Source organism: Gulbenkiania mobilis, from assembly GCA_004346645.1.
GTDB classification, from domain to species: Bacteria; Pseudomonadota; Gammaproteobacteria; order Burkholderiales; family Chromobacteriaceae; genus Gulbenkiania; species Gulbenkiania mobilis.
Map to the genome: position 1 here is coordinate 360,437 of SMDA01000001.1, position 24,198 is coordinate 384,634.

General features: G+C 64.3%; 26 protein-coding genes. 11 read left to right on the forward strand and 15 right to left on the reverse strand.

Annotated elements, in window-relative coordinates; translation table 11 throughout:
- Positions 1 to 23: 23 nt before the first annotated feature.
- The 3 genes from EV669_RS14000 to EV669_RS01775 form a co-directional block, all read right to left on the reverse strand.
- Complete coding sequence (locus tag EV669_RS14000) at positions 24 to 200, reverse strand: hypothetical protein (protein WP_156340748.1); 177 nt, start codon at positions 198 to 200, stop codon at positions 24 to 26.
- A 217-nt stretch (positions 201 to 417) separates the two neighbouring features.
- Complete coding sequence (locus EV669_RS01770) at positions 418 to 1,794, reverse strand: sigma-54-dependent transcriptional regulator (RefSeq protein WP_054285139.1); 1,377 nt, start codon at positions 1,792 to 1,794, stop codon at positions 418 to 420.
- 421 nt (positions 1,795 to 2,215) lie between these two features.
- Complete coding sequence (locus EV669_RS01775) at positions 2,216 to 2,413, reverse strand: CsbD family protein (RefSeq protein WP_132097726.1); 198 nt, start codon at positions 2,411 to 2,413, stop codon at positions 2,216 to 2,218.
- A gap of 234 nt (positions 2,414 to 2,647) precedes the next feature.
- Here EV669_RS01775 and EV669_RS01780 point away from each other — a divergent pair, with 234 nt between their 5' ends.
- The 5 genes from EV669_RS01780 (at position 2,648) to EV669_RS01800 (ending at position 5,469) form a co-directional block, all read left to right on the forward strand.
- Entirely contained in the window at positions 2,648 to 2,920 is a 273-nt protein-coding gene (locus EV669_RS01780) for a GlsB/YeaQ/YmgE family stress response membrane protein (protein ID WP_200906433.1), read from the forward strand.
- A gap of 89 nt (positions 2,921 to 3,009) precedes the next feature.
- Positions 3,010 to 3,357, forward strand: a complete 348-nt coding sequence (locus EV669_RS01785; protein WP_054285091.1) for a DUF883 family protein — start codon at positions 3,010 to 3,012, stop codon at positions 3,355 to 3,357.
- Between the two features lies 1 nt (position 3,358).
- Positions 3,359 to 3,796: a phage holin family protein gene (locus EV669_RS01790; RefSeq protein ID WP_054285090.1), complete on the forward strand. Its 438-nt coding sequence runs from the start codon at positions 3,359 to 3,361 to the stop codon at positions 3,794 to 3,796.
- Entirely contained in the window at positions 3,793 to 4,686 is an 894-nt protein-coding gene (locus EV669_RS01795; RefSeq protein WP_207913762.1) for a lipocalin family protein, read from the forward strand. Before EV669_RS01790 ends, EV669_RS01795 begins: the two co-directional genes overlap by 4 nt.
- 249 nt (positions 4,687 to 4,935) lie before the next feature.
- Complete coding sequence (locus EV669_RS01800; RefSeq protein ID WP_132097727.1) at positions 4,936 to 5,469, forward strand: DUF421 domain-containing protein; 534 nt, start codon at positions 4,936 to 4,938, stop codon at positions 5,467 to 5,469.
- A 3-nt stretch (positions 5,470 to 5,472) separates the two neighbouring features.
- Here the strand turns inward: EV669_RS01800 and EV669_RS01805 are convergent, their stop codons facing one another.
- The 3 genes from EV669_RS01805 to EV669_RS01815 form a co-directional block, all read right to left on the reverse strand.
- A complete protein-coding gene (locus EV669_RS01805; protein ID WP_132097728.1) occupies positions 5,473 to 8,169 on the reverse strand; it encodes a hybrid sensor histidine kinase/response regulator in 2,697 nt (898 codons plus the stop codon).
- 144 nt (positions 8,170 to 8,313) lie between these two features.
- Positions 8,314 to 9,189 (reverse strand): non-homologous end joining protein Ku, encoded by an 876-nt coding sequence (gene ku / locus EV669_RS01810; protein WP_072242821.1) that lies wholly within the window; start codon positions 9,187 to 9,189, stop codon positions 8,314 to 8,316.
- 147 nt (positions 9,190 to 9,336) lie between these two features.
- Positions 9,337 to 9,657, reverse strand: coding sequence for a hypothetical protein (locus EV669_RS01815; protein ID WP_165922678.1), 321 nt, complete (start codon positions 9,655 to 9,657; stop codon positions 9,337 to 9,339).
- A 319-nt stretch (positions 9,658 to 9,976) separates the two neighbouring features.
- On the opposite strand from EV669_RS01815, the gene EV669_RS14095 reads away from it, so the two are divergent.
- Genes EV669_RS14095 through EV669_RS01830 form a run of 3 tightly spaced genes read left to right on the forward strand, consistent with a single transcriptional unit; the run spans position 9,977 to position 11,374 of the window.
- Positions 9,977 to 10,708 carry a PRC-barrel domain-containing protein gene (locus EV669_RS14095; protein ID WP_132097730.1) on the forward strand — a complete coding sequence of 244 codons (732 nt, stop codon included), beginning with the start codon at positions 9,977 to 9,979 and terminating at the stop codon, positions 10,706 to 10,708.
- Between the two features lie 41 nt (positions 10,709 to 10,749).
- Positions 10,750 to 11,172: a PRC-barrel domain-containing protein gene (locus EV669_RS01825; protein WP_054285084.1), complete on the forward strand. Its 423-nt coding sequence runs from the start codon at positions 10,750 to 10,752 to the stop codon at positions 11,170 to 11,172.
- Positions 11,165 to 11,374 carry a hypothetical protein gene (locus EV669_RS01830; RefSeq protein WP_054285083.1) on the forward strand — a complete coding sequence of 70 codons (210 nt, stop codon included), beginning with the start codon at positions 11,165 to 11,167 and terminating at the stop codon, positions 11,372 to 11,374. Before EV669_RS01825 ends, EV669_RS01830 begins: the two co-directional genes overlap by 8 nt.
- Positions 11,375 to 11,424: 50 nt before the next feature.
- Here EV669_RS01830 and EV669_RS01835 read toward each other — a convergent pair whose 3' ends face one another.
- The 6 genes from EV669_RS01835 to EV669_RS01860 all read right to left on the reverse strand — a co-directional run bounded on the left by EV669_RS01835 (position 11,425) and on the right by EV669_RS01860 (position 16,590).
- Entirely contained in the window at positions 11,425 to 12,651 is a 1,227-nt protein-coding gene (locus EV669_RS01835) for a cation:proton antiporter (protein ID WP_055433527.1), read from the reverse strand.
- Positions 12,648 to 13,703 carry a DNA topoisomerase IB gene (locus EV669_RS01840; RefSeq protein WP_132097731.1) on the reverse strand — a complete coding sequence of 352 codons (1,056 nt, stop codon included), beginning with the start codon at positions 13,701 to 13,703 and terminating at the stop codon, positions 12,648 to 12,650. Before EV669_RS01840 ends, EV669_RS01835 begins: the two co-directional genes overlap by 4 nt.
- 77 nt (positions 13,704 to 13,780) lie before the next feature.
- Positions 13,781 to 14,389 (reverse strand): DUF4142 domain-containing protein, encoded by a 609-nt coding sequence (locus EV669_RS01845; RefSeq protein ID WP_132097732.1) that lies wholly within the window; start codon positions 14,387 to 14,389, stop codon positions 13,781 to 13,783.
- A gap of 38 nt (positions 14,390 to 14,427) precedes the next feature.
- Positions 14,428 to 14,889, reverse strand: a complete 462-nt coding sequence (locus EV669_RS01850) for a ferritin-like domain-containing protein (RefSeq protein ID WP_200906431.1) — start codon at positions 14,887 to 14,889, stop codon at positions 14,428 to 14,430.
- 88 nt (positions 14,890 to 14,977) lie between these two features.
- A complete protein-coding gene (locus tag EV669_RS01855; protein ID WP_054285080.1) occupies positions 14,978 to 15,232 on the reverse strand; it encodes a DUF378 domain-containing protein in 255 nt (84 codons plus the stop codon).
- A gap of 98 nt (positions 15,233 to 15,330) precedes the next feature.
- The gene (locus tag EV669_RS01860; protein ID WP_165922679.1) at positions 15,331 to 16,590 is read right to left on the reverse strand and encodes a phospholipase D-like domain-containing protein; all 1,260 of its coding nucleotides are present in this window, start codon (positions 16,588 to 16,590) and stop codon (positions 15,331 to 15,333) included.
- A 306-nt stretch (positions 16,591 to 16,896) separates the two neighbouring features.
- On the opposite strand from EV669_RS01860, the gene EV669_RS01865 reads away from it, so the two are divergent.
- Complete coding sequence (locus EV669_RS01865) at positions 16,897 to 17,526, forward strand: outer membrane beta-barrel protein (RefSeq protein ID WP_132097734.1); 630 nt, start codon at positions 16,897 to 16,899, stop codon at positions 17,524 to 17,526.
- 103 nt (positions 17,527 to 17,629) lie between these two features.
- Here the strand turns inward: EV669_RS01865 and EV669_RS01870 are convergent, their stop codons facing one another.
- The 3 genes from EV669_RS01870 to EV669_RS01880 form a co-directional block, all read right to left on the reverse strand.
- Complete coding sequence (locus tag EV669_RS01870) at positions 17,630 to 18,736, reverse strand: AI-2E family transporter (RefSeq protein ID WP_161803906.1); 1,107 nt, start codon at positions 18,734 to 18,736, stop codon at positions 17,630 to 17,632.
- Positions 18,737 to 18,812: 76 nt separating this feature from the next.
- A complete protein-coding gene (locus EV669_RS01875) occupies positions 18,813 to 19,082 on the reverse strand; it encodes a hypothetical protein (RefSeq protein ID WP_132097735.1) in 270 nt (89 codons plus the stop codon).
- Positions 19,069 to 19,464 (reverse strand): hypothetical protein, encoded by a 396-nt coding sequence (locus EV669_RS01880; RefSeq protein WP_132097736.1) that lies wholly within the window; start codon positions 19,462 to 19,464, stop codon positions 19,069 to 19,071. Before EV669_RS01880 ends, EV669_RS01875 begins: the two co-directional genes overlap by 14 nt.
- A gap of 90 nt (positions 19,465 to 19,554) precedes the next feature.
- On the opposite strand from EV669_RS01880, the gene EV669_RS01885 reads away from it, so the two are divergent.
- Both EV669_RS01885 and EV669_RS01890 read left to right on the forward strand, forming a co-directional pair.
- Entirely contained in the window at positions 19,555 to 20,475 is a 921-nt protein-coding gene (locus EV669_RS01885; RefSeq protein WP_054285074.1) for a YihY/virulence factor BrkB family protein, read from the forward strand.
- Between the two features lie 266 nt (positions 20,476 to 20,741).
- Complete coding sequence (locus EV669_RS01890; protein ID WP_165922680.1) at positions 20,742 to 24,164, forward strand: PAS domain-containing protein; 3,423 nt, start codon at positions 20,742 to 20,744, stop codon at positions 24,162 to 24,164.
- The last annotated feature ends 34 nt before the right edge of the window (positions 24,165 to 24,198 follow it).

A 24,198-nucleotide genomic window follows, 5' to 3' on the forward strand; every position in this document is an offset into this window, starting at 1 on the left:
ACTCCTATAGGATATGTCGGCGATCAGTGGAACGTCGGCACGCTGTCCGGGGTGGGCTCGTAATCCCAGTTCATGTCGTCCGGGTCGATGTACGAACGGAACGGAAACTCACCCGGTTCCTCGATCTGGTTCTGCGAATGAGGTTTGCGGTTCGGGCTGTAGTTGCTGGGGTTCCAGGCCGGGATGGTGGTTTGGTACATCACATTCTCCTGAATGCTTTGGCTGGGCACGCATGCGCGCGAGCGGGTTGACGTACCTTGGAATGAGCAACTACTGTGCCCGAAGGGCAACAGCAACCTCTTGATTTGTAGGCGGCTTTTTCAATATTCCGCCCTGATGGTAAAGAGGCAAAAAATATGCCGAGGGGCTGCCTCGGCATAAAAATAATTACAGTCGACCAACCACCCGCAGTGCGGTTTACTCGCTGGTCATGTGTTCCTTGTCGGTATCGCCGGCTTCGGCATATTCCTTCAGCCGGTTATAGAGGGTTTTAAGGCTGACGCCCAACGCAGCGGCCGTCTTTTCCTTGTGGCCACCGAAATGGGCCAAGGTGGCAAGGATGAGCGTTTTTTCCACTTCGGCCAAGGTGGACGTAACCTTTACCGACAGGTACTGCCCGTTTTCCTTCTTCACGGCCGGAGTGTCCGAAGGCAGCCACTCGTCGTCGATCTCCTCGCCAACTGCCATCACGTAGGCGCGCTGCACCGCGTTGCGCAGCTGGCGCACGTTGCCAGGCCAGCGGTAGGCGCTCATGCGGTCGAGCGCCGCCTGATTGAAGTGCTTGCTGGTACCTTCGCGCTCGCAGATGTCCGCCAGGAAGTGCTGAGCCAGCAGTGGCACGTCGTCCAGCCGCTCGCGCAGCGGCGGCAGCTGGATGGGGAAAACGTTCAGGCGGTACAGCAGGTCTTCTCGCAGCTTGCCATTGGCCACGGCTTGTTCGGGCGAGCGGTTGGTGGCGGCGATCACACGCACATCGGTTTCGATGAGGTCGCTCGACCCCACGCGCATGAAGGTTCCGGTCTCGAGCACACGCAGCAGTTTGACCTGCAGCTCCAGCGGCATCTCTGTCACCTCATCAAGGAACAGCGTGCCACCGTTGGCACGCTCGAAGAAGCCTTGGTGCTGGCGGTTGGCGCCGGTGAAGCTGCCTTTCTCGTGACCGAAGATCTCGCTTTCGATCAGCTGGGGCGAAATGGCGCCACAGTTCACTGCCAGGAAGGGACGGTTGCGGCGACGGCTCAGTTCGTGGATGGTCTGCGCCACCACTTCCTTGCCCGTGCCACTCTCGCCGGTGATGAGCACGGTGACGGCTGTGCCGGCTACCCGGGCGATCTGGGCATAGACCTTCTGCATCGCTGCGGAGCGGCCCCAGAGCAGGCCGAACTTGCCTTCGCGGTCTAGCTGGTCCTTCAGGCTGTCGATCTCAGCCTTCAGCTTGGCCGGTTTGGTAACGCGCGACAGAATGCCCTGGATCTGCTTGATGTTGATCGGCTTGAGCAGGTAGTCCGCCGCGCCCAGACGCAGCGCCTGAATCGAGGTTTCCAGGCTGGCATGGCCGGTGATGAGCACCACTTCGGTGTTGGCCAGGATTTCCGGGTGGTCGAAGAGCTCCATGCCGCTTCCGTCCGGCAGCATCAGGTCGAGCAGGACGATATCCGGCTCCTGCAGGGCCAGCTGGCGCTTGGCATCCCGAAGCGAGCTGGCGGTCGCTGCAGTAAAACCTTCGCTGACGATCAGGGCTGCCATCATTTCTGCGGCATCGGCATCGTCTTCGACAATCAGAGCATGCGCCATCATTTCCTCCAGGCACCTCCCGGGCATGGGAAGGTGACACTTGATTAAGGCAAAAACCGGGGGCGGTGTCGTTTCGGGCAGCGCCCGGCTGATGAAGAGCGGATGCTACCGGCACCGGGGAGCGGCCCCTTGCGCCGGGGACGTTCTGGCACGAAGTCGGGTGCCTTCATCAGACCGGTTAACAGGTTTCTTGAACGTCTTACCACCCGTTCCGGCAGGAAAAGGGGGACGTTTCTGGTGGGGATGGAGGCATGATAGCAGCGGCATCGGCCAAGTAAAGCAAGCGCGGCGACTGCTTGAAACACCTCCAAGCCCGGTAAGACATAGGTTTGTTGTTTAAAAAAGCCTGCTCACGGTAAACGCAAGAAACGCCGCAGGCGAGCATGCTCTGCGGCGTTGGGTAGAGGGCCTGTCTGCCTGTTTACAGGCGGTCGGCCCAGTCGGTGACCTGGCGGTCGGCTTCATCGCGGGCGATGCCATACGTCTCCTGGATACGGCCGACCAACTGATCGCGCTGGCCGCTGAGCTGGTCAAGATGGTCGTCTGTCAGGTCGCCCCACCGCTCCTTCACCTTGCCGCGCATTTGCTTCCAGTTGCCTTCGATGCGGTCCCAGTTCATAGCGTTCTCCTTTAATCCATACGGTTCATGAATGCCCGTGCGGGCTGCCAGTCATTGAGCAATTGGCGTTCCCGACACATTAGCGCGCTGGCATGCCTTGCGCGTGCCATTCGCATTCGAACCCTCCGGCAGGCATGACGGTTGCTGAACCCTTGGGGCGAGCGCAGCCAACGGAATTCGCGCCGCAAGTGAAGCAATTCGTTATCCATTACCTGACTTCGGGGAGTACTCAAAATGGTGAACTTCATCGTGTGGTTGGTGGTAGGGGGCCTGATCGGCTGGGTAGCCAGCATGATCATGCGCACTGATGCGCAACAGGGCATGTTCCTGAACGTGATCGTCGGTATCGTCGGTGCCGCACTCGGTGGCTGGCTGATTTCGCCGATGGTGGGTGTGCCCACCATCAACCAGAACGCCTTCAGCTTCGGCGCCCTGGTGGTCTCGCTGATCGGTGCCATCATCCTGCTGCTGATCGTCAACCTGTTCCGCCGTGGTCGTGCCCGCTAAGCGGCGCCTTGCGGACCTGTACCGTCTTCCCAATATCAGTCGGGCGGTGGCAACGCCGCCCGCTCATCCCCATCGAGGAGTGCTGAAAAATGAATCCGAACGAAAACACCCTGAACATGAATCCGAATGCCGCTGCTGACAACGCTCATCAGGGCATCGACCAGGCTGCCAACAAGGCCGAGACCGTAGTGGATCGCATGGCCCAGAATGCCCACGCCGCCGTGGACAAAGTGGCGGCCAAGGTGGCTCCGGCCATGGACCAGGTAAAGAGCTCGGCTGCCGGTGCCAATGAAGCGCTGCGTGCCAAAGCCGAAGAGCTGGGCGAAATGCAAAGCGAGTGGACCGAATGCTGCCGTGACTACATCCGCGAGCGCCCGCTGACCGCCATCGGAATTGCCGTGCTGGCCGGCATGTTGCTGAGCCGCTGGGGCCGCTGATATGAGCGCAACGCCGGATTCGGCCAAGACGACTGAAAACGGCGCACGTGCGCAGCCGTCTCTCAAAGAGGCGGCGCGCACGATGATGGAAACGTTGCACGAGGTGGTTCACGAACGGGCCCTGCTGTTCTCGCTGGAGGCGAAGCGTGCTGGGCTGGCGCTGGCCCAGATGGTGGTGATGGGTGTGGCTGCCGCCCTGCTCGTCATCACTGCCTGGTTCGGGCTGGTGAGTGCCATCGTCGTCGGGCTGGTGCAGCTGGGCATGCCGTGGTTCCTGGCCATTCTTTTGGGCGTGGCGGCCAACGGAGTGGGGGCCTGGGTGCTGCTGAAGCGGGCCCGTACGCTGGTAAGCTACCTGACGTTTCCTTCCACCCTGCGCCATCTGCACCGCGGTCGCGCCAATGCGGACGCCCCGTTATCCGATGAGGGCTCTCGATGAAATTTCCTGATCTTGACCAACTCAACGACCAGATCCGCGCTTCGGAGGCCCGCATCGTGGCGCTGGACGAGCGCCTAACGCTGGAAACAGCCAGCCTGCGTTCTCGCTTCCGGCTGCGCATTGCGCGCCAGTTGCGCATCGTGGGGGGGATGGCTGCCGGGGTGACGCTGCTGCAGCTTTTCCTCAAGAGCCGGGCACGCTACCGGGCCGAGCGGCGGCATGCTGCGGGGCCACTCGAAGCGCTGGTCTACAGCCTGGCACCGGTGCTGACTTCGTCACTAGGAAAGCACATGACTGCCCTGCTGCTGGCCTTTGGCGCGCCGGCTGCGGCCAACGCCGCCGCCCAGCTGGAAACAGTCAGCCATGTCGACCTGGAGCGTTATGCAGGTGAGTGGTACGAACTGGCGCGCTTTCCGATGCGCTTCGAGCGCAAGTGCGACCGGAACGTCACCGCGCACTACTTGCCGCTACCCGATGGCGGACTGCAGGTGCTCAACAGTTGCCGGCGGGCCGATGGCCGGCGCGAGGAAGCAACGGGCTATGCCTATGTGGCAGACGGGGCGACCAACGCCAAGCTGAAGGTGACCTTCGTGCCCGACTGGCTGCACTGGGTGCCCTTTGTCTGGGCGGATTACTGGATCATCGACCTGGCCGATGACTACAGTACCGCGGTGGTGGCCACCCCCAAACGCGACTACCTGTGGTTGCTGTCCCGCACGCCGGAGGTCGCGCCAGAGGTCTACCAGCGGATGGTTAACGCTGCCGAGATGAAAGGCTTCGATGTGTCCCGGCTGATCCGTACACCCCAGATCCACAGCCGGCCCGACCCGGCGCAGTCGCCAGCCGCGGCCGCAGCAGGGGCCGAGGTGGCTGCTGCCCAACCTGGCTGATCCCAACCGAAAAGGAGAACCATGATGCGTCCCTGGATGAAAGGCATGGCCATGGCTGCTGCCACTTGGCTGGTCAAGCGCATGTGGGCCCGCTACCAGACCCGCGCCCGGCTGCGTCGCAGCCTCTGACGGGTCTGGCCCACCCGGCCGCAGGCCGGTGCCGGCAGCCCGTGGTTTCGGCCAACCTCTCTTCCCTCGCCGGGAGAGGGTTGGCCGAAGTTGTGTCTGGACACACGATAAGGAAAAGCCATGAACATGAACTGGCAGGAAATCATCGGGCTAAGCATGAGCCCCTGGGAGCTGGTGGTGCGCGGTACGCTGATGTACTGGTTTCTGTTCCTGATCTTCCGCTTTCTGTTGCGGCGGGATGTAGGGTCGGTGGCGATTGCCGACATCCTGCTGCTGGTCCTGATTGCCGATGCTTCGCAGAACGCAATGGCCGGCGAGTACAAGACCGTCAGCGACGGCATGGTGCTGGTGGGCACGATCGTGGGATGGAATCTGGCGCTGGACTGGCTGAGCTTCCGTTTTGCCGCTGTCCGGAAGATCGTAGAACCCCGTCCCCTGCTGCTCGTGGACCGGGGGCGGCTGCAGCGGCACAACATGCGCCGGGAGTTCATTACCCGCGAAGAGCTGATGTCCAAGCTGCGCGAGAACGGTATCGAGAACCTCGCAGAGGTAAAGAAAGCCTACCTGGAAACCGATGGCGAGCTGAGTGTGATCGAAATGCAGCCGTCCAGCAGGAAAGGGGACCAGGGCACGGGCAAGCCCAAGGCGGTCTAGGCCTCAGGCCAGGCCGCCCAGGTCGAGATAGGCAGCAAGCTGGCCGTAGTCCAGCGGCTTGACGAAATGGGCATCGAAGCCGGCCGCCAGTGCACGGCGGCTGTCCTCCTCCTGCCCCCAGCCCGTCAGCGCCAGCAGCGTCATGTGGCGGCCGGCCGGCAGCTGTCGCAGCCGGCTACAGACCTCATAGCCGTTCAGGCCGGGCATACCGATATCCAGCAGGGCCAGGTCCGGTACAAAATCCACCGCTTTCTCCACCGCCTCGATGCCGTCGTGCGCCACCACTACCTGATGGCCGGCCAGCGACAGCAGCGTGGCCAGGCTCTCGGCCGCATCCACGTTATCGTCCGCCACGAGTACCCGCCGTCCGCTGGCAGGCAGCCCGGGCGTACTGCCCGAGGCCGTCTGCGGCGTCTGGGCAGGCAAGGCTTCCAGCAGAGGCAGGCGCACGGTGAAGGTGGCACCCTTGCCCACCCCCTCGCTGGCGGCCGATACCGTGCCATCGTGCATGTGCACCAAGCGCTCCACCAGAGTCAGGCCGATGCCCAGGCCGGCATGGCCACGCTCGATCCGGTTGTCCACTTGGTAGAACATTTCGAACAGATGGGCCAGTTTGTCGGGCGGAATGCCGATACCGTTGTCGCGCACGCTGAACACCGCCTGGCCGGCCTCGCTGTAGACCGACACCGCGATGTGTCCACCGGCAGGGGTGTACTTGGCGGCATTGCTGATGAGGTTGCTGAAGATCTGCGTCAGACGCACCGGGTCGGCCTCCACCCACAGCGGCTGTTCGGGTAGCGTCAGCGCCAAGGTATGCTGCTGTTCCTCCAGCAGAGGGCCCAGCGCCTGCACCGCATGCTGGATAGTGTCGTCCAGCGACAGCCGCTCGCGGCGCAGCACCAGCTTGCCTTGCGTGATGCGCCCTACATCCAGCAGATCGTCGATCAGGCGTGCCATGTGGTCCACCTGCCGCGCTACCATCTGTCGCGCCCATGCCATCTCGGCTGGTAGGTCCTGCCGCAGGCGCAACACTTCCACCACATTGCGCAGCGGCGCGAGTGGGTTGCGCAGTTCATGGGCCAGGGTGGCCAGGAATTCGTCCTTGCGCCGGTCGGCCTCCGCCAGCTGTTCCAGCTTTTCGCGCAGCGCGTTCTGCAGCCGGTAGGGTTCGGTTACATCCAGATAGGCCCCGACCGCACCCGTGGTTCGGCCAAGGTCGTCGGTCAGCGGCGCTGCGTAGCCCAGCAGCCGCACCGGGTCGCTCCCCGGCCGGCGGATCTCGAACGGCATGCCGCTGACTGTTTCCCCAGTACGGGCCGCGTACTGCATCGGCAGGTCTTCGGTGGCGATGGGCTGTCCGTCGTGCAGGATCTCCAGCGCATCGCGTATGGCCGGCTCCAGCGCCGAGTAGTTGCTCTGCTCGGGGCGTTGCAGCAGGTGCGCGAGCGCCCGGTTGCCATGGGCGTGGGCGCAGTGCGGGTCGTCGGAGTAGGCCAGTGGAATCGGCACGATGTTCAACACCGTCTCCAGCTGGTTCACCTTCTGCTGCAGGCGGCGGGTCAGCTCCTGAATGCGCAGTTCGCTTTCACGCTGGGCGGTGACATCCTTCAGAAAGCCCACCAGATGCGCGGGCCGGCGTGCATCGAAGTCGACGAAATGCCCTTCGCCTTGTATGTAGAGCAGGTGTCCTTGGGCATGAAAGAGCCGAAAGGTAAGCCGGAAGGGCTCCTGGCGGGCAACCGCGTGATCGAGTTCCCGCCGGAAGACGAAGCGGTCGTCCGGGTGCAGCAGGGTCAGGAAGAGATCGATCGGCCCGCTCAGGCGCTCGGCCGCGTGGCCCAGCATGCCCAGACAGTTGCCGCCAAATACCACTTCACCCGTTTCCTGGTTGTAGTCGTAGAGCACATGGCCACTGGCCAACACCGCAGCCTCGTAGCGTTCCTTCCAGGCCCGCAGCGCGTCATCGAGCTGCTTGGTGCGAGTGATGTCCTGTGCACCGCCATAGAAGCGCACCACTTTCTGGTGGCGATCGAAGATGGGACGTACCGAATAGTGCAGCCAGACCTCCTGCCCGTCACGGGTGAGGCTGCGCACCGTGTTGTCCACTGCTTCCCCGCGGTTGAGGCGCGCCACGTCGGCACGGGTGCGACCGTGGTCGGCAGGGTGGATCACCTTGAGCCAGCATTCGTCCTGCACCAGGTCGTCGGTGCTATAGCCGAACAAGCGGTGAAAGCCTTCGGTGACCGCGTCCAGAAAGAACTCCCCCTGTGGCCCCGGGTGGGCGCTGAATGCAAAGTCGGTAGTCAGTCCGGCGATCGCGGCGTGGAACTGGTTGCTTTCCGCCAGGCGGCTGCGCTCCCGCTGCAGCTTGCGGCGCACCCGGTGCCAGCTTTCGCACACCACCGCCATCAGGATGCTTTCCAACAGGAAGAGGAAGAGGCTGATGCGCGCGTTGATTTCGGAAAAGTCGAAGGTATGGATTGGGGGAATGAAAAAGTACTTGGCCGCCACGGCACTGATCAGGCCGGCAAACAAAGCGGGCGCCCGACCGCCCAGCCAGCCTGCCACCAGTACCGGCAGCAGGAAGATGAGCAAAGGGGCGGTGGTGGCGAGGTGTTCATCCAGCACCTTGCGGATCAGGATCGCGGCACCGCAGGCCGCGATGCCCACGCCGTAAGCGCGCCATAAAGAATATTTCACCCAGCCTCCAGAGAGTTCTCATCAGGACCAACACCGAGACGGACGAGTATAGCCACACCCTTTTTGCGAATACACACAGCGTGGTCGAGGGTATTGGAGCGGTATCCCCGGCGGCTTCGGCCAAGGTGGGCGGCTGTGAACCGGTCAGCGCCGCGCATTGCCGGGCGCGGGCGCAGGCTTGGGGCCGGCATGTTTCTGACTCCGCCTGGCCGGGCCCTTCAGGCTTTCCTTCAGGGCGCTCAGCAGGTCATCGGTGCCGGCATCGGCGAGCTCTGGGGCTTCCTCGGCGTCGGGACTGGGGGGCTCGGGCATCAGTGAGTGGGTCTCGCCTGCCTCGATCTTGCTTTCGATGCGGGCCAGAAGATCGGCACGGTAGGTATCCACATAATCGGCGGGGGTGAAGCGGCGGGTCATGCGGCGTACCAGACGTGCCGCCGTGTCGAGCTCTTCGGCGGTCAGCCCGATGGCCGCGGCGTCGTCTTTGGGAACGTTCAGGTCGTCGCCCGGCAGTACTTCCTCATGAAAACGCAGGGTATTGAGCACCAGGGTATGGTCGCTCACCAGCACAGCGGCCAGATGCTGGCGCCCGTGGATCACCACCCGTGCCAGCGCCACCCGGCCCGTCTTGCGCAAGGTCTCCCGCAGCAGGACATAGCCTTTCTCGCCCCGCTCGGCGGCTTCCAGAAAGTAGGGCGTATCGAAATAGATGGGGGAGATCTCCGCCAGCTTTGCAAAGCCCAGCAGTTCCACCGCCTGCGTGCCGTGCGGATGCGCTTGGCGGAAGTCTTCGTCCGACAGCAGAACATAGTCGCCCGGCTCGTACTGATAGCCTTTCACGATGTCTTCGGGGGCCACCGGTTGTCCAGTGCGCTTGTTGATGCGCTGGTAGCCCACAGGGGCCATATCACGACGATCCAGCCAGTCGAAGTCCAGCGCCTGGTTGCGTGAGGCGGGGCGCAGGGCGACAGGGATGTTCAGGCGGCCCAAGGCAAGGGCGCCTTTCCAGAGGGGGCGGGTCATGCGGGCTCCTGTATGGGGTGGCTAGCCATTGCCAGCGGAAGAGGACGGCTCCCGGGCTGCCAGCAAGGTCCATTCCCGAGGCTGGCCATTAAAAACCGCCCCGGCCGGCGGGCGGCGGGGGCGGTGCGTTCAAGCACGATCAAAAGATCAGAGCTGTTGCTTGTTGCCGGAAGAGCGGCTGTCGGCGCCCATTTGCGGGGGCGCTTGGCGCTGATCCTGTGACTGACTGGCATCGGCATTCTGCTGCTGCCGGTTCAGCTGCCCGGCACTGTTGGCATTGGCGGTGTTGCCACCGGTGGATTTGTTGGCATTGGTGTTGCCGTTGCCCTGGCCGCTCTGGCCGGCGTATTGCTGGTGCTGCTGGCTATCGGGCTGCTGGCGCGAAGCCTGTTGCTGACTGTTCTGCTGCTGGCCTTGGGCATTCTGCGGATTCTGCTGGTTCATGCGCTTCTCCAAGTCATTGTTCATGACGGTTGTTGAAGGACTGGGAGGGTCGGAGGTTCGGCGCTCCCACCTGAGGTACAAGGCAGCAAGGTGGGTGCCCGCCACGCAGTAGAAGCCGCCTATCCGGACACGGCGCTTTAATACAAAACTTTGTTAATAAAAGGATTTTGTTTTTCGTTTCTGGCGGGCACGACAAGGGAGGCGAACGCGGCGTTGGCAGCGGAACAGCCGGCAAGGTTTACAGGAAAGCTGGGCGGGCACGGCGCTTGCCGTCCTGTGGGGCAATGGCGGGGTGCTTTGGCCAACCCTGCACAACCGCAACGCCTGTTGAAGGAGCAAAACGATGAAAGTGCAGACGATCCTGGCGCCGCTGGCGGCGGTAGTGGTCGCGCTGGGCTCGGGCAAGGTCGTGGCCGACACGGCCGATAGCTCCGATCTGCCGTCTACGCTGGATATGGCCGTACTGCATTTGGCGGCCGTTTCCGACTTCTATACCGGCCCTAAGCCGGATGGCGCCGACCTGGGCCAACCGGGACAGGGCAGCGCCGGGGGCGGGCTGGGCAGTGCATCGCGCGACGCATCTGGGACAGTGGACCGCACCAGCCGCGAAGGCGTCAACGACACCCGCAGCACCACCGGCCCCTTGGCACCTGCCGAGACCGGTGTACCCGTCTCCCCCCCGCTGAATACGCCCCCGTTCCGACACGAAACCGACAGCCCGTACCAGCGCATGGCGCTGGGCAACGGTACGCCCGGCCCGTATCGTGCCTCGCGCATCGTGGGCATGAAGGTGGTTTCGCCCGCCTCCGAGCGGCTGGGGTCCATCGAGGATCTGGTGCTGGACCGTGAAGGCCGCGTGGCCTATGCGATCGTGTCGGTGGGCGGGATCTTCGGCATGGGCGACCGGTTGCGCGCCGTGCCCTGGAAGGCGCTGCGCTACCAAGCGGAGAACGGCCCCCACTTCGTGCTTAATGCCAGCCGTTCCGCGCTGGGCAAGGCGCCCGGTTTCAGTCCGCGCCATTGGCCCGACATGCAGAGCCCGGGCTGGATCAACGAGAACCGCAAGTATTACTGACCTGCGGCGCGCTGACGCGCCGGCAAACAAGGAGGACGACCATGCATGAGCAACCCAATGCCGCCCCGGGCGCCGCCATCCGCATCAATTCCAGCGGCCCCGGCCCGCGCCTGATGACCGCCAACACGCTGGAAGGCAACGCCGTCATCAACCAGGCCGACGAAACGCTGGGCACGATCACCGACATCATGCTCGACGTGCCGCAGGGCCGGATTGCCTATGCGGTCATGACCTCCGGAAGTTTTCTCGGCATGGGCGGCAAGCTGTTCGCCCTGCCGTGGAACCTGCTGACGCTCGACACCGAGCGCAAGTGCTTCATCTGCGACATCGCCAAGGAAACCATCTCGAATGCCCCCGGCTTCGACAAGGACCATTGGCCTGATGTGGCAGAGCTGGGCTGGCAGCAGGATGTGCACAGCTATTACGGAACGCAACCTCACTGGGAGAAAAACAATCATGCGTAGTCTTCTGATCGCCCTGACAGTCGGTTTCGTGGTCGGCACGGCCATGGTTTACAAACGTACCAGCGCAGGCCAAGGCATGCTGCGCCGCAAGCGCCAGCCTGTGCGTCAGCACGAGGAGGAGCGCTGGGAGGGCGAAGGCGGCCAGCCCACGCAGCCGGTTTACCCCGGCGAACATGTGGCCAACAATTTCCAGGCCCAGTAAACCCCTGCCATCAGGCTTTGGGGCCGGCACCACAGGGTGCCGGCCCCTTGTCATGTCCGGCTACGAGCCCGTGCTTCGTATCGCGACATCAGCGGGGTGGCGGAGATGCCGTGCAGTACGATGGAGATGGTGATGGTGGCGAGCGTTACACTCACCAGCACGCCAGCCACTTCGGCCGGCAGATGTTCGTCCAGTGCAAACGACAGGTAGTACACCGACCCCACCCCACGGATGCCGAACCAACTAATCAGGCGCCGCTGGCTGGCGCGTACATGGTGGTGGGGCAAGGTAAGCCAGGCTGCCACCGGCCGCGCGATGAGCAGGATGGTGCCCGTCAAGGCCACTACCAGCCAGCTCCAGCTGATCCAGGGCAGCATCGCGCCGATCAGCAGCACCACGGCCACTTCGGCCAACCTTTCGCATTGCTCGGAGAAGCTGAGCAGCCGGGCATTCAACCGACGTTCACCATCGCTGCCGTGGTTCTCGATGTGGTTCATCGCCAGCCCTGCGGCGAATACGGCGAGGAAGCCGTAGGTCTTGAGCAGAAGTGCCAGCCCGTAGGACAGTGCGATCACCCCCAGCACCAAAAACTCCTCGAATTCCAGGTGGTGTCCCCGGGCCCGCAGAAGGCGGACGCCACGTGCCACCAGCGTACCGCACAGCCAGCCCAGCAGCACTCCCCCGGCGATCGCCCAGACGAGATCGAATGCGATCCAGCGCCAGCCGGCGCTGCCGATCTCGTGCATGCCGATCAGCCCCAGGCCGAGCATGATGCCCGGGAAGGCGGCGCCGTCGTTCATCCCGCCTTCGGCGGTGAGGGTAAAGCGTACCGCATCGCGATCACCCGGCTCCTGAATCTGCACGTCCGCCGCCAGCACCGGATCGGTGGGGGCGAGGATGGCCGCCAGAAGCAGCGCCACGCCCCAGGGCAGGTCCAGCAGCAGCGCCCCGACCGCGGTGACGATGACGATGGTGGCCACCATCCCCAGTGAGGCCAGGCGCAGGGGCAGGTGCCATTCCTTCCAGGTAAGCGGTGCGCGCAGCCGCAATCCCACCGCAAACAGCGTGATCAGCACCGCGATTTCGGTGAGGACCTCCAGCACGGCCGCATCCTCTACCGGGTGCGCGCGCAGCAGGCCGAAGCCTGCCGGGCCGATGGTGTAGCCGACGATCAGATAGATGATGGCGGAGGACAGTGGCAGGCGCTGCACCGTATGGCCGGCGAAGGCCATCACGATCAGCACGGCACCGACGAGAAAGAACCAGAACTCGATCATCGGAGCGCTCCTTGATGGGCTACCGCGCGCTGGCTTGCTGCGGACGGGGCCGCGGCCTTTTGAGGCCGGGGGGGATCTGCGGCTGTTCGCGCTTCCAGATAGGCCTGCAGTTGGTGTTCGGCAGCCGTGAGCCCGCCGGCCGCGCGCAGGCGGGCAAAGCGTGCAGCCTCTTCGGCCAACCTTCCGGCAAGGAAGTCGTCGACGAGGGCCGGGTGGACATAGGCCTTGCGGCACACCGCTACCGTGTTGCCCAGATGCGCGGCCACCTCGCGCAGTGCACCCATCAGCTGGCGCCGGGCCTCCGCCTTGGTGGAGAAGCGCAGCGGCGCCAAGCGTTCGAAGGCATAGACACTGCCATGCCAGGTACGGAAATCCTTGGCGGTGAATGGGGCCCGGCAGTGGTGACGCAGATAGCCGTTGACGTCGGCCGAACCCAGCGCGTGCACCGCGCCTTCCTCATCCAGGTACTGGAACAGGGTCTGGCCCGGCAGTTCCTGGCAACGGCGCACGATGCGCGCCACCCTCGGGTCGGTCAGGCGCAGGCTGTGGCGCACCCCGCTTTTGCCGCGGAAGGCCAGCTCCACCGTATGGCCACGGATGCGTGCGTGGCGGTTGCGCAGCGTGGTCAGTCCGTAGGAGTTGTTGGCACGGCGGTAGGCCACGTTGCCCACGCGGATGTGGGTGGTGTCCAAAAGACGGACCAGCGTGGCCAGCAGCACCTCCCGGCTGAGTCCGCGCCGGCGCAAGTCCGCATCTACCTGACGCCGCAGTCGTCCCAGCACGGCGGCAAAGGCCGTCATGCGGTCAAACTTGCCCTCGTCACGCAGGGCCCGCCAGTCGTCGTGGTACCGGTACTGCTTGCGGCCGCGTGCATCCCGGCCGGTGGCCTGCAGGTGACCGCAGGGGTCGGGGCAGATCCAGACCTCGGTGTAGGCTGGAGGAATGGCCAGCCGGCGGATACGGGCCAGCGTCTCCGCATCCCGTACCCGGCGCCCGGAGGCATCGTGATAAACGAAGCCCCTGCCGCAGCGTCGGCGTTGAATGCCCGGCATTTCGTCGCCCACATAAACCAGCCCCGGGGCTGGAGGGCGGCCGGGGCTGGTCGGATCGCTAGGTGCTGAAGGCACGGTTACTGGTGCGGCGAGAAGTCCGACAGCGATTTGCCGCTCAGCAGGCCTTGCGCCAGATCGTGGTGCATCTGGATCAGCTTGATGGTCTTGTCAGCAAAGGCCTTCACGTCCAGATCACGGCCGTACTTCAGCTCGCGGTTGAAGAGCTGCAGGTCGCCACGATGGGTGCCCACGCCCACAGTCTCAAGGAAGGCACGGTCGAAGCGGTCGCCACTGAGACCGCGCAGCGTTTCCAGCTGGCGCAGCTTGTCTTCCGGGATGGCGGTGGGCAGGGCCAGGTTGCGGCGCTGGGCCAGCATCTTCACTTCAGCATTGGCCTGGCTGTGATGGGTGACCAGGGTGTTGGCAAAGCCACGCACGTTCGGGTTGGTCGTCTTCTGCAGGGCCAGACGGCCGGCTTCCACCTCGAACATGCCGGACTTGGCGGCTTCCAGAAGGAAGGTTTCGTCGGTGATGACGGTCAGCGGGCTGCGATCATCCACGCCCTTGTCACTGGTGCGCGCAGCCGAAGCAGCCGCCGAGACCGACGGGTCGTAGGGATTGTTCTTGCAGGCGGCCAGGCCGGTGACGGCCAGAGCGATCAGGGCCACTTTCCATTGTGCTTTCATGCGGAACTCCTCAATCGGGTGAATGGTGAAGGGCAGGATCAGCTGGCTGCGTTAAAGCGGTTGCGCAGGGCCTTGATCTGGTCGTGGTTGCGTTGCACGCCCATCAGCTGGCGCGCGATCACGGTCTTCACCGGCTCCGGCAGGGCCTTGTCCATGGCGTCGCGGTAACGCGACAGAGCGGTATCCTCGCCGCGTTCGCACTCGTCAAGCATGGCCTTGTCATCGTTGCCCGACAGGGTGCCTCGTACCGATACCCAGCCGCGGTGCAGGGCGCCCGAAGCGGTACCGCCCTTGTCCGGGGTGCCGCCATACTGCACCACCAGGGTCTTCAGTTCTTCCGCAGCCTGGCGGCACTCCTGTGCACGGGCGGTAAAGAGGTTGCGCAGTTCTTGGGAGTCCACATACTCGGCGCAGCTCTCGAAACCGTACTCGCCATCCTTGCTGGTCTCAATCAGGTCGTTCAGGGTTTCGACAACTTGCTCATTGGTCATCATGTCCATCTTTCTTCTCCTTACTTGCTTAAGGTATGCGGGAAGGCGGCAGGATGCCGGACCTTTACCCGGGGGCGGCGCGCGGCCGTTACGGGTTCTATCGGGCGCTGGACAGCCGGGCCAGGAGGGCCAGGCCATACACCGCTGCAAGGCCTACCAGCACATAGACGATGCGGCTCAGCGGCGAGAGCACACCGAACAGTGCGGCCACCAGGTCAAACTCGAAGAGGCCCACCAGAGCCCAGTTCAGGCCGCCGACAATCATCAGGATCATCGCGATGGTGCCGAGCACCCCGAGGCGGGGTGGCTGAGTGACGTGGGCCGTCTGGGGCTGGGAAAGATTGGATTCCATGGTTCCGGTCTCGGGTGTGATTGGTAACTCAGCTACAGCAGCTTTTGTGCCCGCATCTGCATCCAAAACCGGTAAATGGCCATGGAAAGGCCTGTTTCTCATAAGAAAAACTGGAATTTTCGGGCCAGCCACTCCGCCAGCCGCTGAAGAGTGCCCCGGCCGCGCCACGCCTCAAGCGTGACGGGCTGTGCAATTTCTACGTCCTGCCAGAAGAGGTCTTCCATCTCGCGGGCCAGGCCGGTGTCCAGCACGATCACGTTGGCCTCTGCGTTGTGCAGGTAGCTGCGCCAGTCCATATTGCTGGAGCCGACAGTGGTCCAGACTCCGTCGATCACCGTCGTCTTGGCATGCAGAAAAGCATCGTGCAGTTCATAAATCTTCACGCCCGCATGCAGCAGCCGGCCATAGAGCGAGCGGCCGGCGTGCAGCGAGGCCCACACGTCACTGAAGCCCGGTAGCATCAGCCGCACCTCCACACCCCGTCGCGCTGCACGTACCAAGGCACGGACGATGCGCCGCGGGGGAACAAAGTAGGCAACGGTGACGAGAATGCGCTCCTCGGCCGCGTCGATGGCGGAAACCAGCGAGCGGTAGAAGGGGTTGCGCCGACGTCCGGCGTCACAGGCCGCCACCCCGATGCGCTGACCGCCGCAAGGCTGAAGGGTGGGAAAGTACAGCGCGCGCTGGGCAGGGCGGCCGCTCTGGCTGCGCCAATGGTCCAGAAACAGGCGCTGCAGTGTTTTGACCACCGGGCCACGTATCTCCAGATGGGTGTCGCGCCACTGCGTGGCTTCTTCCTTTTCGTCGGGTTTGGAGAGACCGGGCGAGTAGACGCTGCTGATGTTTACACCGCCGATGAAGGCGATGCGCCCATCCACGATCAGTAGCTTGCGGTGGTCACGCAGGTGGAAGGCACGGTTGAGCAGGTTGCGCAGCGGGCGCAGGGGGTTGAACTCCCATACGGCGATGCCCGCATCGCGCAGCATGTCGAAGTACACCCGGTCGGTGCTCAGCGAACCGAAGCTGTCGAAGAGCACGTTGATGCGCACGCCCTCGCGGCGCTTGGCCAGCAGCAGGTCCGCCAGGGCCTTGCCCGGGCCTTCGCCGTCGATGATGTAGCTCTCGATGTTGATGTGGTCGCGTGCGCCTTCGATGGCGCGGAACATCGCTTCGTAAGTGGGCGGGCCGTTCACCAGCACGCGCACTGCATTCCCCTCCGAGAGCGTGGCCCCCAGCGCGGTGGTCAGTACTTCGGCGTGCTTGCGGAACAGCGGACCGCCCGAGGGTGCCGAGCGGTCTTCGTTGAAGTAGAAAAGACGCGCGCCATCGCGCGCGCCAAGATGTTCTGAAGCCCCCATGTCAGCCTTTCGGGAACGCAGCCAGCGTCGGACCGCGACCTGCAGCCGGCTGGCCGAAGACTCGTGCCCGGTTGATGCCATGCGTTGCCTCTCTAGATCCGTTGGAACACGCCTATATATGGCAAGCTCTGTGCCTGCCTCTGCGCACCCGGGACGGCTTGGAAAGGGGGCATGTCGATCGGGTCGAAGGTGCTGCGGCTGCGGCCGTCCGGCATGGGTGGGGCGGCGGGGCACGGTGTTTGCCGAAAGGTAATTGGGCTGCTGCCACAGCCCGTTTCCCTGTTGCAAGATAAGGAGTACCAAGCAATGAACGACAAGAAACTGTTTCTGCCTGCGATCCTGTGTAGTGTTCTGGCGTTGCCCGCCTTGGCGGACACCTCTTCTGCCCCCTCTAACTATCCCGATACTGCCAACCCCGGCGCGGCCCGCGCAGCCTCGGGCGCATCGTGGATTCCCTACACCACCCGCGGGTACGCGGGCATCAACCTCGGGGGCACCGACTTCGACCTCGCGTGTGCCAGTGGCCAGGACTGCGATACCAGCCGCTTCGGTGGCAAGGTATACACCGGCGGGCTGATCAACGACCGCATCGGACTTGAACTCGGTTACGTCAACATGGGCAATGCCGAGCGCAACGGCGGGCGCAGCCGTGCCCAAGGCGTGAACCTGAGCCTGGTGGGGAACGCACCGCTGACCGAACGCTTCAACGCCTTTGCCAAGGTGGGCACCACTTATGGCTTCACCAAGACCAATGCGGCGGCCGGTTACCCCAGCGGCAAGGAAGACGGATTCGGGCTTTCCTACGGTGCGGGTTTGGGCTATGACGTCACCCCGAACCTGCAGGCCGTGGCCGAATGGGAAAACCATCGCTTCAAGTTCGTTGATGGTCGCGAGGATGTACGGATGTATTCGGTGGGCATGCGCTACAAGTTCTGATCCCGGGATCAGGAAAGAAGAGGGACGGCTCAGGCTGTCCCTTTTTGCTGCAGCGGTCAGGGAGAAGAACGCTAGAAAGGTTGGCCGAAGGCTGCTGGCGGGCTCACTGCCGGTTGCTGGGCGCGGTGCGACGTGTCAGCCAGGTATTGCGCCGGGTGCGCTCGCGCAGCAGGGTGCGCAGCGTGGGCTGCTCCTCATCGTCGCCGTTGAGGAAGGCACATAGTAGACGGTAGCGCTTGCGGCGTTTGCAGAAGGTGCGCAGTCCGAGCACGATGGGGACCGCCAAGAGCGCGCCGACGATCCCCCACAACCAGCCCCAGAACAGCACGGACAGGAATACCGCCACCTGGCTAAGCTGCAGCCGCCGCCCCACCACGAAGGGTGTGACCAGATTGCTTTCCACCAGGTTGACGAGCACGAAGGCGAAGGCCGGCGCCACCATGGCGCCGAAAGTGTTGAAAGTGAGGATGCCCGCCATCAGCAGCATCAGCATCGTCAGCAGGGGGCCAAGATAAGGGATGTAATTGAGCACGGCCGCGATCGTGCCCCACAGGGGAGGATTGGGCATGTCTACCAGGGCCAGCACCAGCGCGGTGAACACCCCCAGCCCGACATTGATCATGGTCATCGTGGCCAGAAACTGGCCGATCTCGCGCTGGGCGTCGCGGATGCTGGCCAGCAGCATCCCACGCGCCCTAGGCCGCGGGATGGTCTCCACCGTACGCGTGATCATCCAGCGTTCTGAAATCAGCAGGAAATACAGCAGGATCAGCGTGGCTGCCGCCTGGATCACGAAGGAGCCGAGCTGGGCCACGATAGCACGGGTAAAATTGACGCTCTCGGTGGTGAGCTTTTCCTTGATCGGGTCTACCGGCGGTACCGGACCCACGCGGCTGACCGGTGCCGCTGGTGCGGGAGGCGGTGCCAGAAGCGGGATGGTGGAACGCAGCCGGTCCACCGATTCCATCAGTTGCTTGAGGTCGGTGGGCGCGCGCGCGGACCACTCCACCGCCGGGCGTGCCAGAACGGACACCAGTAGGCCGATACCTCCCAGCAGGGTGACCAGCACCAGCGCAGCGCCAAACACTTCCGGAATGCCCCATTGGCGTAGGCGTCGTACGGGTCCGGCCAGCACGAAGGTGAGCATCACCGCCATTGCAACCGGCAATAGAACGGCGCTGGCCGCCTGCAGGGTAAAAAGGACAGCCAAGGCCAGGAGCCCCTTGCCGACAAAGGCTAGCTCCGCGACTGGCGCATCTACCGTAGGGCGCGACTCTCGCGGCACATCAGGCTTTCATCAGCAGAGGCTTGGCAGGGCGCACCAGCCCCAACGGCCGGCTGCCTTCATGTGGCCGCGCGGTGCCAGCCCCCTGACCGACCGGGTGCAGGAGAAAGGGCGCAGGTGAAGGCGAGGTGAGGGTGCTGGCGGCAAAGTGGTGTTCGCCACGGGCGCCGGCGGGGGCCATCTCTTCGCCGGCCAGGGTGGCTGCAACGGCCAGCACACTTCCGGCGGCCAAGGTTACGATACGCAGGACAAGGAAGTCAGCAGATTTCATGATCGGTTTCTCCCGCCAAGGGGGACACGCCGCGGTCGAGCTGGGCGCGCATCAGGCGCAGCCGTTCGCGTAGAGCGGCCAGCGTCAGCTTGTGGTCCACCGCTGCATGGTCGGAACGTGCGGAAAGCAAGGCCAGCTCGGCCGCTTCGGCCAACCGGCGTGCTCGCAATAGGTTGCCTTTTTCCTCGGCATCCTGTGCATCGTTCATCAGACCCTGAACCTGGCGGATGCATTGCGCTTCCCCGCCGCTGCGGCTCGTCACAGGCACAGTGGTGGCCAAGCCCGAGAAGGGCTGGCGCGCGCGCAGCGCACGCTCATCGTCGGGGATGAAACCGGGCAGCTGGACCAGAAGTCCGTAGAAGTTGGCAGGGGCGTGATGCATGGCGGTGTCCAAACACAACAGGGTCGATAGGCGGTTCCTAGCATGCGGCGTGCCTGCCCTGCCGGGCATGCTTTATGCCGGCCGAGCGGCATGAAACTTACCGATACCCTGATTGCCTACTGGCACCGTCTGCCCCCTCGTTTGCGCCGACCGGCCGAACTCGTCTGGCACACCCTGATCGGCTGGGTGGATGACGGAGGCCCGCAGATGGGCGCCACCATCGCCTTCTACTCCATCTTCGCGCTCGCGCCGCTGCTAGTGGTGGCGATCGCCTTGGCCGGCATGGTGTTCGGTCCCGAGGCCGCCCGCGGCCAGATCGTGGGGCAGATCGCTTCGCTTGTTGGCACACAGGCCGCCAAGGGGGTGGAAGCGATCATCGCTTCGGCCTGGCGCGAGGACGATGGCCTTCTGGCGGCCCTCATCGGGGTGGGCACGCTGCTGGTCGGTGCGAGCGGGGTATTCGTTGAGCTGCGACGAGCACTCAACGCCATTCTGCATAGCGGCCCTGCGCCCAGCGGGCTGACCGCCTTCGTCAAGGCGCGCCTCACCGCCTTCGCACTGGTCTTGGGCTTCGGCTTCCTCAGTATTGTCTCGCTGATCGTCAGTGCTGCGCTGGCAGCGGTTTCCGCCTTCTTTTCCAGTCGCTATCCAGCCTTGGAAGGCGTGATCACGGTGGTGGACCTGGTCAGTTCCACCCTGCTGATCGGCGTGGCCTTCGCGGTGCTGTTGCGCTGGCTGCCGGATACCCGCCCCAACTGGCGCGTGGTGGTGGCCGGTGCCTTCATCAGTGCCCTACTGTTCGCGGTCGGCAAGCATCTGATCGGGCTCTACCTTGGACGGGCCAGCGTCGCCTCCAGCTACGGCGCGGCCGGCTCCTTCGTGGTGTTGCTGATGTGGGTGTATTATTCCTCCCAGATCCTGCTGCTGGGGGCTGCCTTCGGGCGTGCCCTGGAAACTACCGATCCGCGCCGCCCGACCGGCGCGGAGCCAACAACCGGGTCTGCTCGGTAAAAAGTACAGCCCTGTCGTCCTGCCGCACCTCTTTTCTGTGCCGGAACTCCTGTCCTACGAACCGAACAAAGCTGATGCCGTTCGCTTGCGACGGTATGATGGTTATTGATAAGAGCCTGGCGGGAGATGCAATGCTGAGTTTGTGGAGATGGTTTAAAAAGGGCAGGGCCGCCGCGCCGTCGGCCGATGCGCCTATTCCATCTCCTGGCCCCAGGCCGGCTGCCCCGGCCGAAGTACTGGGGCGCCTGCTTGCCGCCCGCCCGGGTGTGCTGAGCGTCACTGTATCGGACGATGGACGGGTGATGGAGGCCAGTCCGGCTTTCTGCCAGCAACTGGCCCGACCGTTGCCCCATCTCTTCGGCCAACCTCTTTCCACGCTACTGTATCCGGATGACGCTGCCGTGTCGGCCGGCACGCTGCCGACGGGGCGGCCCCTGTGCTTCCTGCGTCCGGATGGCGCCGAAATCTGGCTGAGTGCCGACTCGGCTCCTGCTACCCATGCCGGCCTGTCGGTCACGGTGTATCTCTTCCAGCCGGTTGATCCCGCCTTGGGCACCCCCCCCGGCGTCGACACCCTTGCCCAGATCGCCCAGCGGCTGCCACAGGTGTTCTATCTCTACGACTTGAGCGCCCAGCGCATCAGCTACCTCAACGACCGCCTTGCAGAGCTCTTGGGCTACCCGGCCGGCTGGGCCGAAGGTCATGAGGACGTGCTGCGTGAACTGGTTCACCCGGATGACGCTTCAGTGCTGGCTACCCAGCGTAAGCGTGTGGCGGGGCTACGCGATGGTGAAACCCTGGAGACGTTGTACCGGCTGCGTCATGCCGACGGACGCTACCGCTGGTTTCACGCCCACGAGGGCGTGTTCTCGCGGCTGCCTGAAGGCACCTGCCGCGAGCTGGTCGGCACGGCCGAGGACATCACCGAGAAGCTGGCCGGGGAGGCGCGGATCGGCGAACTGGAGCAATCCTCCCGCGCCGGCGAGCAGCGCCTGCAGCTGGCGCTGGCCGCCGGCTTCATGGGGGCCTGGGAGTGGGACCTGGCCTCGGACAAGATCGTCTGGGAAAGCCATTGCCGCGCCGTGTTCGGGCTGGACCTGCCCGGCTACCATCGTGCCTCGCGCGCCTTCATGCGCCTTGTGCATCCGGCCGACCGGCGCTCGGCGCGCGACACGTTCATGGAGAAGCTCGGCAGCTGTGCCTCGGCCTATCGGGACGAATTCCGCATCCGCCGACCGGACGGGCAGGTGCGCTGGATCGCCACCCATGCGCTGATCGTGCGCCATCTCGACGGGCAAGTGCTGCGCGTGGTGGGCATCACCCAGGACATCACCGAGCGGCGCAAGCTGGATGAAACGCTGTGGCAGAGCGAGTCGCGCTACCGCGGGTTCGCCGAGAGCGTGCCACAGCTGCTGTGGGCAACCGATGCGGCCGGTCAGGCCGATGACTTCAACCGGCGCTGGTTCGAATACACCGGGCTGGAGCCTTGTGCCTCCTATGGCTCGGGCTGGTTGAGCGCGGTTCACCCGGAGGACCTTACCGAAGTGCGAGCCGCCTGGTGCCGTGCGGTGCAGGCAGATGCCGCCTACGAGCAGCCGTGTCGCCTGCGTCACCATGATGGCAGCTACCGCTGGCACCTGGCACATGCACTGCCGGTATACGATGCCCACGGACGCATTGCGCGCTGGTTTGGTAGTTTCACCGATATCGACGAGCAGAAGCGTCTGGCCGAAGCCCTGCAGGACAACGAATACCGCCTGCTGGCCACGCTGGATGGTGCGCAACTGGGTACCTGGACCTACAACCCTGATACCGAATCCTTCTTTGCGGACGTGCACGCCAAGCTGATGCACGGTTTTGCCGCCCATGCACTGCTGGCCTCACCCCTGGATATCCGAGAGCGCATCCATCCGGACGATCTGCCCCGGCTGGAGGGGCGGGCCGCACAGGCGTTTGCCAGCCGCAGCGAGGTGCGCTACGAGTACCGTGTACGCCTGGACAATGGTGAGCTGCGCTGGATCTCGGCCGTGGGCCAGTATGCGCCGCGCCGGCAGTGTTTCTTCGGCATCGTGCAGGACATCACCGACACCCGGCGACTGCAGGACTTTTTGGCCGAAAACCTGGCCCTGCTGGATACGCTCCTGGAAAACGCGCCCGAAGGCGTGGCCTTCGTGGATCGCGACTTCCGCTATGTCCGCTGCAACCTGGTGGCTGCCGGGCTGACCGGGCGTGACCCTGACGAGATCATCGGCAAGACCGTGGCGGACGTCACTCCACATCTGTGGCCGCAGCTGGAGCCAGTGTTCCGCGCTGCGCTGGAGACGGGTCAGCCACAGACCGGGCTCGAGGTGGCTGCACCGCCCATCCGGCCGGGCGACGCCGTACGTACGCTCCAGGGCAGCTATTACCCGGTTTTCACCGCCGGCAGCGAGGTGCCCATCGGAGTCGGGATGATGATCGGCGACATCACCGCCCGCAAGCGCGCTGAGGAGGAACTACTGCACGCCAAGCGCCAGGCCGAGGAAGCCAACACCGCCAAGGACCACTTCCTGGCGGTGCTCAGCCACGAACTGCGCACGCCGCTCACGCCAGTGCTGCTGGCGTCGCAGCTGATGGAAAAATATCCAGACCTGCCGCGTCCGCTGGCCGACAAGGTGGCCATGATCCGCCGCAACGTCGGCCTGGAGATCAAGCTGATCGACGATCTTCTGGATCTCACCCATCTGACGCGCGGTTCGCTGGACGTGCGGCGTGTTGCGGCCAACATGCACGACATCATCCGCCATGCCGCCGAAATTTGCGCTCCCGAACTGACCGCCAAGCACCAGACGCTGGTGCTGGGGCTGGAGGCAGGGGAGGCGGGGGTGATGGGAGATGCGGCCCGCTTGCAACAGGTGCTTTGGAATCTGCTGAAGAACAGTATCAAGTTCACCCCCGAGCACGGTCGCATCATGGTGGACACCTTCAACCGCGATGGCTGCATCGTGGTGGAGGTGCGCGATACCGGGCTGGGCATCGACCCGCATGTGCTGCCACGTGTGTTCGACGCATTCGAGCAGGGCGGCAGCGGCATTGCGCGGCAGTACGGGGGCCTGGGGCTGGGGCTGGCCATCTCGCGCGCGCTCACCGAACTGCACGATGGCACGCTGACCGTTCACAGCGACGGTACCGGCAAGGGCGCCACCTTCACCCTGACTCTACCCCTGGAAGCCGCGCCGCTGCACCACAGCGCTGGTCGCCACGACGGACCCAGCCACGGTCCGATGGTGGATGCCCTGCGCATCCTCATGGTGGAAGACCATGCCGACAGCGCAGAGATGCTGGCGCTGGTACTGCGGTTACGGGGCTGGCAGGTGGACGTAGCGGCCACAGCATCCGAAGGGCTGGCGCTGGCGCAGCAGCAACCTTATGACGTACTGGTCAGTGACTTGGGCCTGCCTGACGAGAGCGGACTGGTGCTGGTGGCCCGCCTGCGCAGCATCCAGCCTGAGCTGGTGGCTGTGGCACTGTCCGGTTATGGCAAGGCCGCGGATATCGAGGACAGCCGCAAGGCAGGGTTTGCGCTGCATCTGACAAAACCGGTGCGCGGCGAGGACGTGGAGCGCTCCATCGAGTGGCTGGTGGCCGAAGCGGCCGCGGGCAAGCCGGTCACGATCGAGGCAGTGGGGCAGGCGGCGGACGCGGCTTAAAGAACGGGACGCTTGCCAGCACCAAAAAAGAAGG

Excerpts from the sequence above, each read along its gene's own strand:
- EV669_RS14000 (WP_156340748.1), bottom strand. The coding sequence starts at position 200 with ATGTACCAAACCACCATCCCGGCCTGGAACCCCAGCAACTACAGCCCG.
- EV669_RS01770 (WP_054285139.1), bottom strand. The coding sequence starts at position 1,794 with ATGGCGCATGCTCTGATTGTCGAAGACGATGCCGATGCCGCAGAAATG.
- EV669_RS01775 (WP_132097726.1), bottom strand. The coding sequence starts at position 2,413 with ATGAACTGGGACCGCATCGAAGGCAACTGGAAGCAAATGCGCGGCAAG.
- EV669_RS01780 (WP_200906433.1), top strand. The coding sequence starts at position 2,648 with ATGGTGAACTTCATCGTGTGGTTGGTGGTAGGGGGCCTGATCGGCTGG.
- EV669_RS01785 (WP_054285091.1), top strand. The coding sequence starts at position 3,010 with ATGAATCCGAACGAAAACACCCTGAACATGAATCCGAATGCCGCTGCT.
- EV669_RS01790 (WP_054285090.1), top strand. The coding sequence starts at position 3,359 with ATGAGCGCAACGCCGGATTCGGCCAAGACGACTGAAAACGGCGCACGT.
- EV669_RS01795 (WP_207913762.1), top strand. The coding sequence starts at position 3,793 with ATGAAATTTCCTGATCTTGACCAACTCAACGACCAGATCCGCGCTTCG.
- EV669_RS01800 (WP_132097727.1), top strand. The coding sequence starts at position 4,936 with ATGAACATGAACTGGCAGGAAATCATCGGGCTAAGCATGAGCCCCTGG.
- ku (WP_072242821.1), bottom strand. The coding sequence starts at position 9,189 with ATGACCCGCCCCCTCTGGAAAGGCGCCCTTGCCTTGGGCCGCCTGAAC.
- EV669_RS01815 (WP_165922678.1), bottom strand. The coding sequence starts at position 9,657 with ATGAACAATGACTTGGAGAAGCGCATGAACCAGCAGAATCCGCAGAAT.
- EV669_RS14095 (WP_132097730.1), top strand. The coding sequence starts at position 9,977 with ATGAAAGTGCAGACGATCCTGGCGCCGCTGGCGGCGGTAGTGGTCGCG.
- EV669_RS01825 (WP_054285084.1), top strand. The coding sequence starts at position 10,750 with ATGCATGAGCAACCCAATGCCGCCCCGGGCGCCGCCATCCGCATCAAT.
- EV669_RS01830 (WP_054285083.1), top strand. The coding sequence starts at position 11,165 with ATGCGTAGTCTTCTGATCGCCCTGACAGTCGGTTTCGTGGTCGGCACG.
- EV669_RS01835 (WP_055433527.1), bottom strand. The coding sequence starts at position 12,651 with ATGATCGAGTTCTGGTTCTTTCTCGTCGGTGCCGTGCTGATCGTGATG.
- EV669_RS01840 (WP_132097731.1), bottom strand. The coding sequence starts at position 13,703 with ATGCCGGGCATTCAACGCCGACGCTGCGGCAGGGGCTTCGTTTATCAC.
- EV669_RS01845 (WP_132097732.1), bottom strand. The coding sequence starts at position 14,389 with ATGAAAGCACAATGGAAAGTGGCCCTGATCGCTCTGGCCGTCACCGGC.
- EV669_RS01850 (WP_200906431.1), bottom strand. The coding sequence starts at position 14,889 with ATGGACATGATGACCAATGAGCAAGTTGTCGAAACCCTGAACGACCTG.
- EV669_RS01855 (WP_054285080.1), bottom strand. The coding sequence starts at position 15,232 with ATGGAATCCAATCTTTCCCAGCCCCAGACGGCCCACGTCACTCAGCCA.
- EV669_RS01860 (WP_165922679.1), bottom strand. The coding sequence starts at position 16,590 with ATGGGGGCTTCAGAACATCTTGGCGCGCGCGATGGCGCGCGTCTTTTC.
- EV669_RS01865 (WP_132097734.1), top strand. The coding sequence starts at position 16,897 with ATGAACGACAAGAAACTGTTTCTGCCTGCGATCCTGTGTAGTGTTCTG.
- EV669_RS01875 (WP_132097735.1), bottom strand. The coding sequence starts at position 19,082 with ATGAAATCTGCTGACTTCCTTGTCCTGCGTATCGTAACCTTGGCCGCC.
- EV669_RS01880 (WP_132097736.1), bottom strand. The coding sequence starts at position 19,464 with ATGCATCACGCCCCTGCCAACTTCTACGGACTTCTGGTCCAGCTGCCC.
- EV669_RS01885 (WP_054285074.1), top strand. The coding sequence starts at position 19,555 with ATGAAACTTACCGATACCCTGATTGCCTACTGGCACCGTCTGCCCCCT.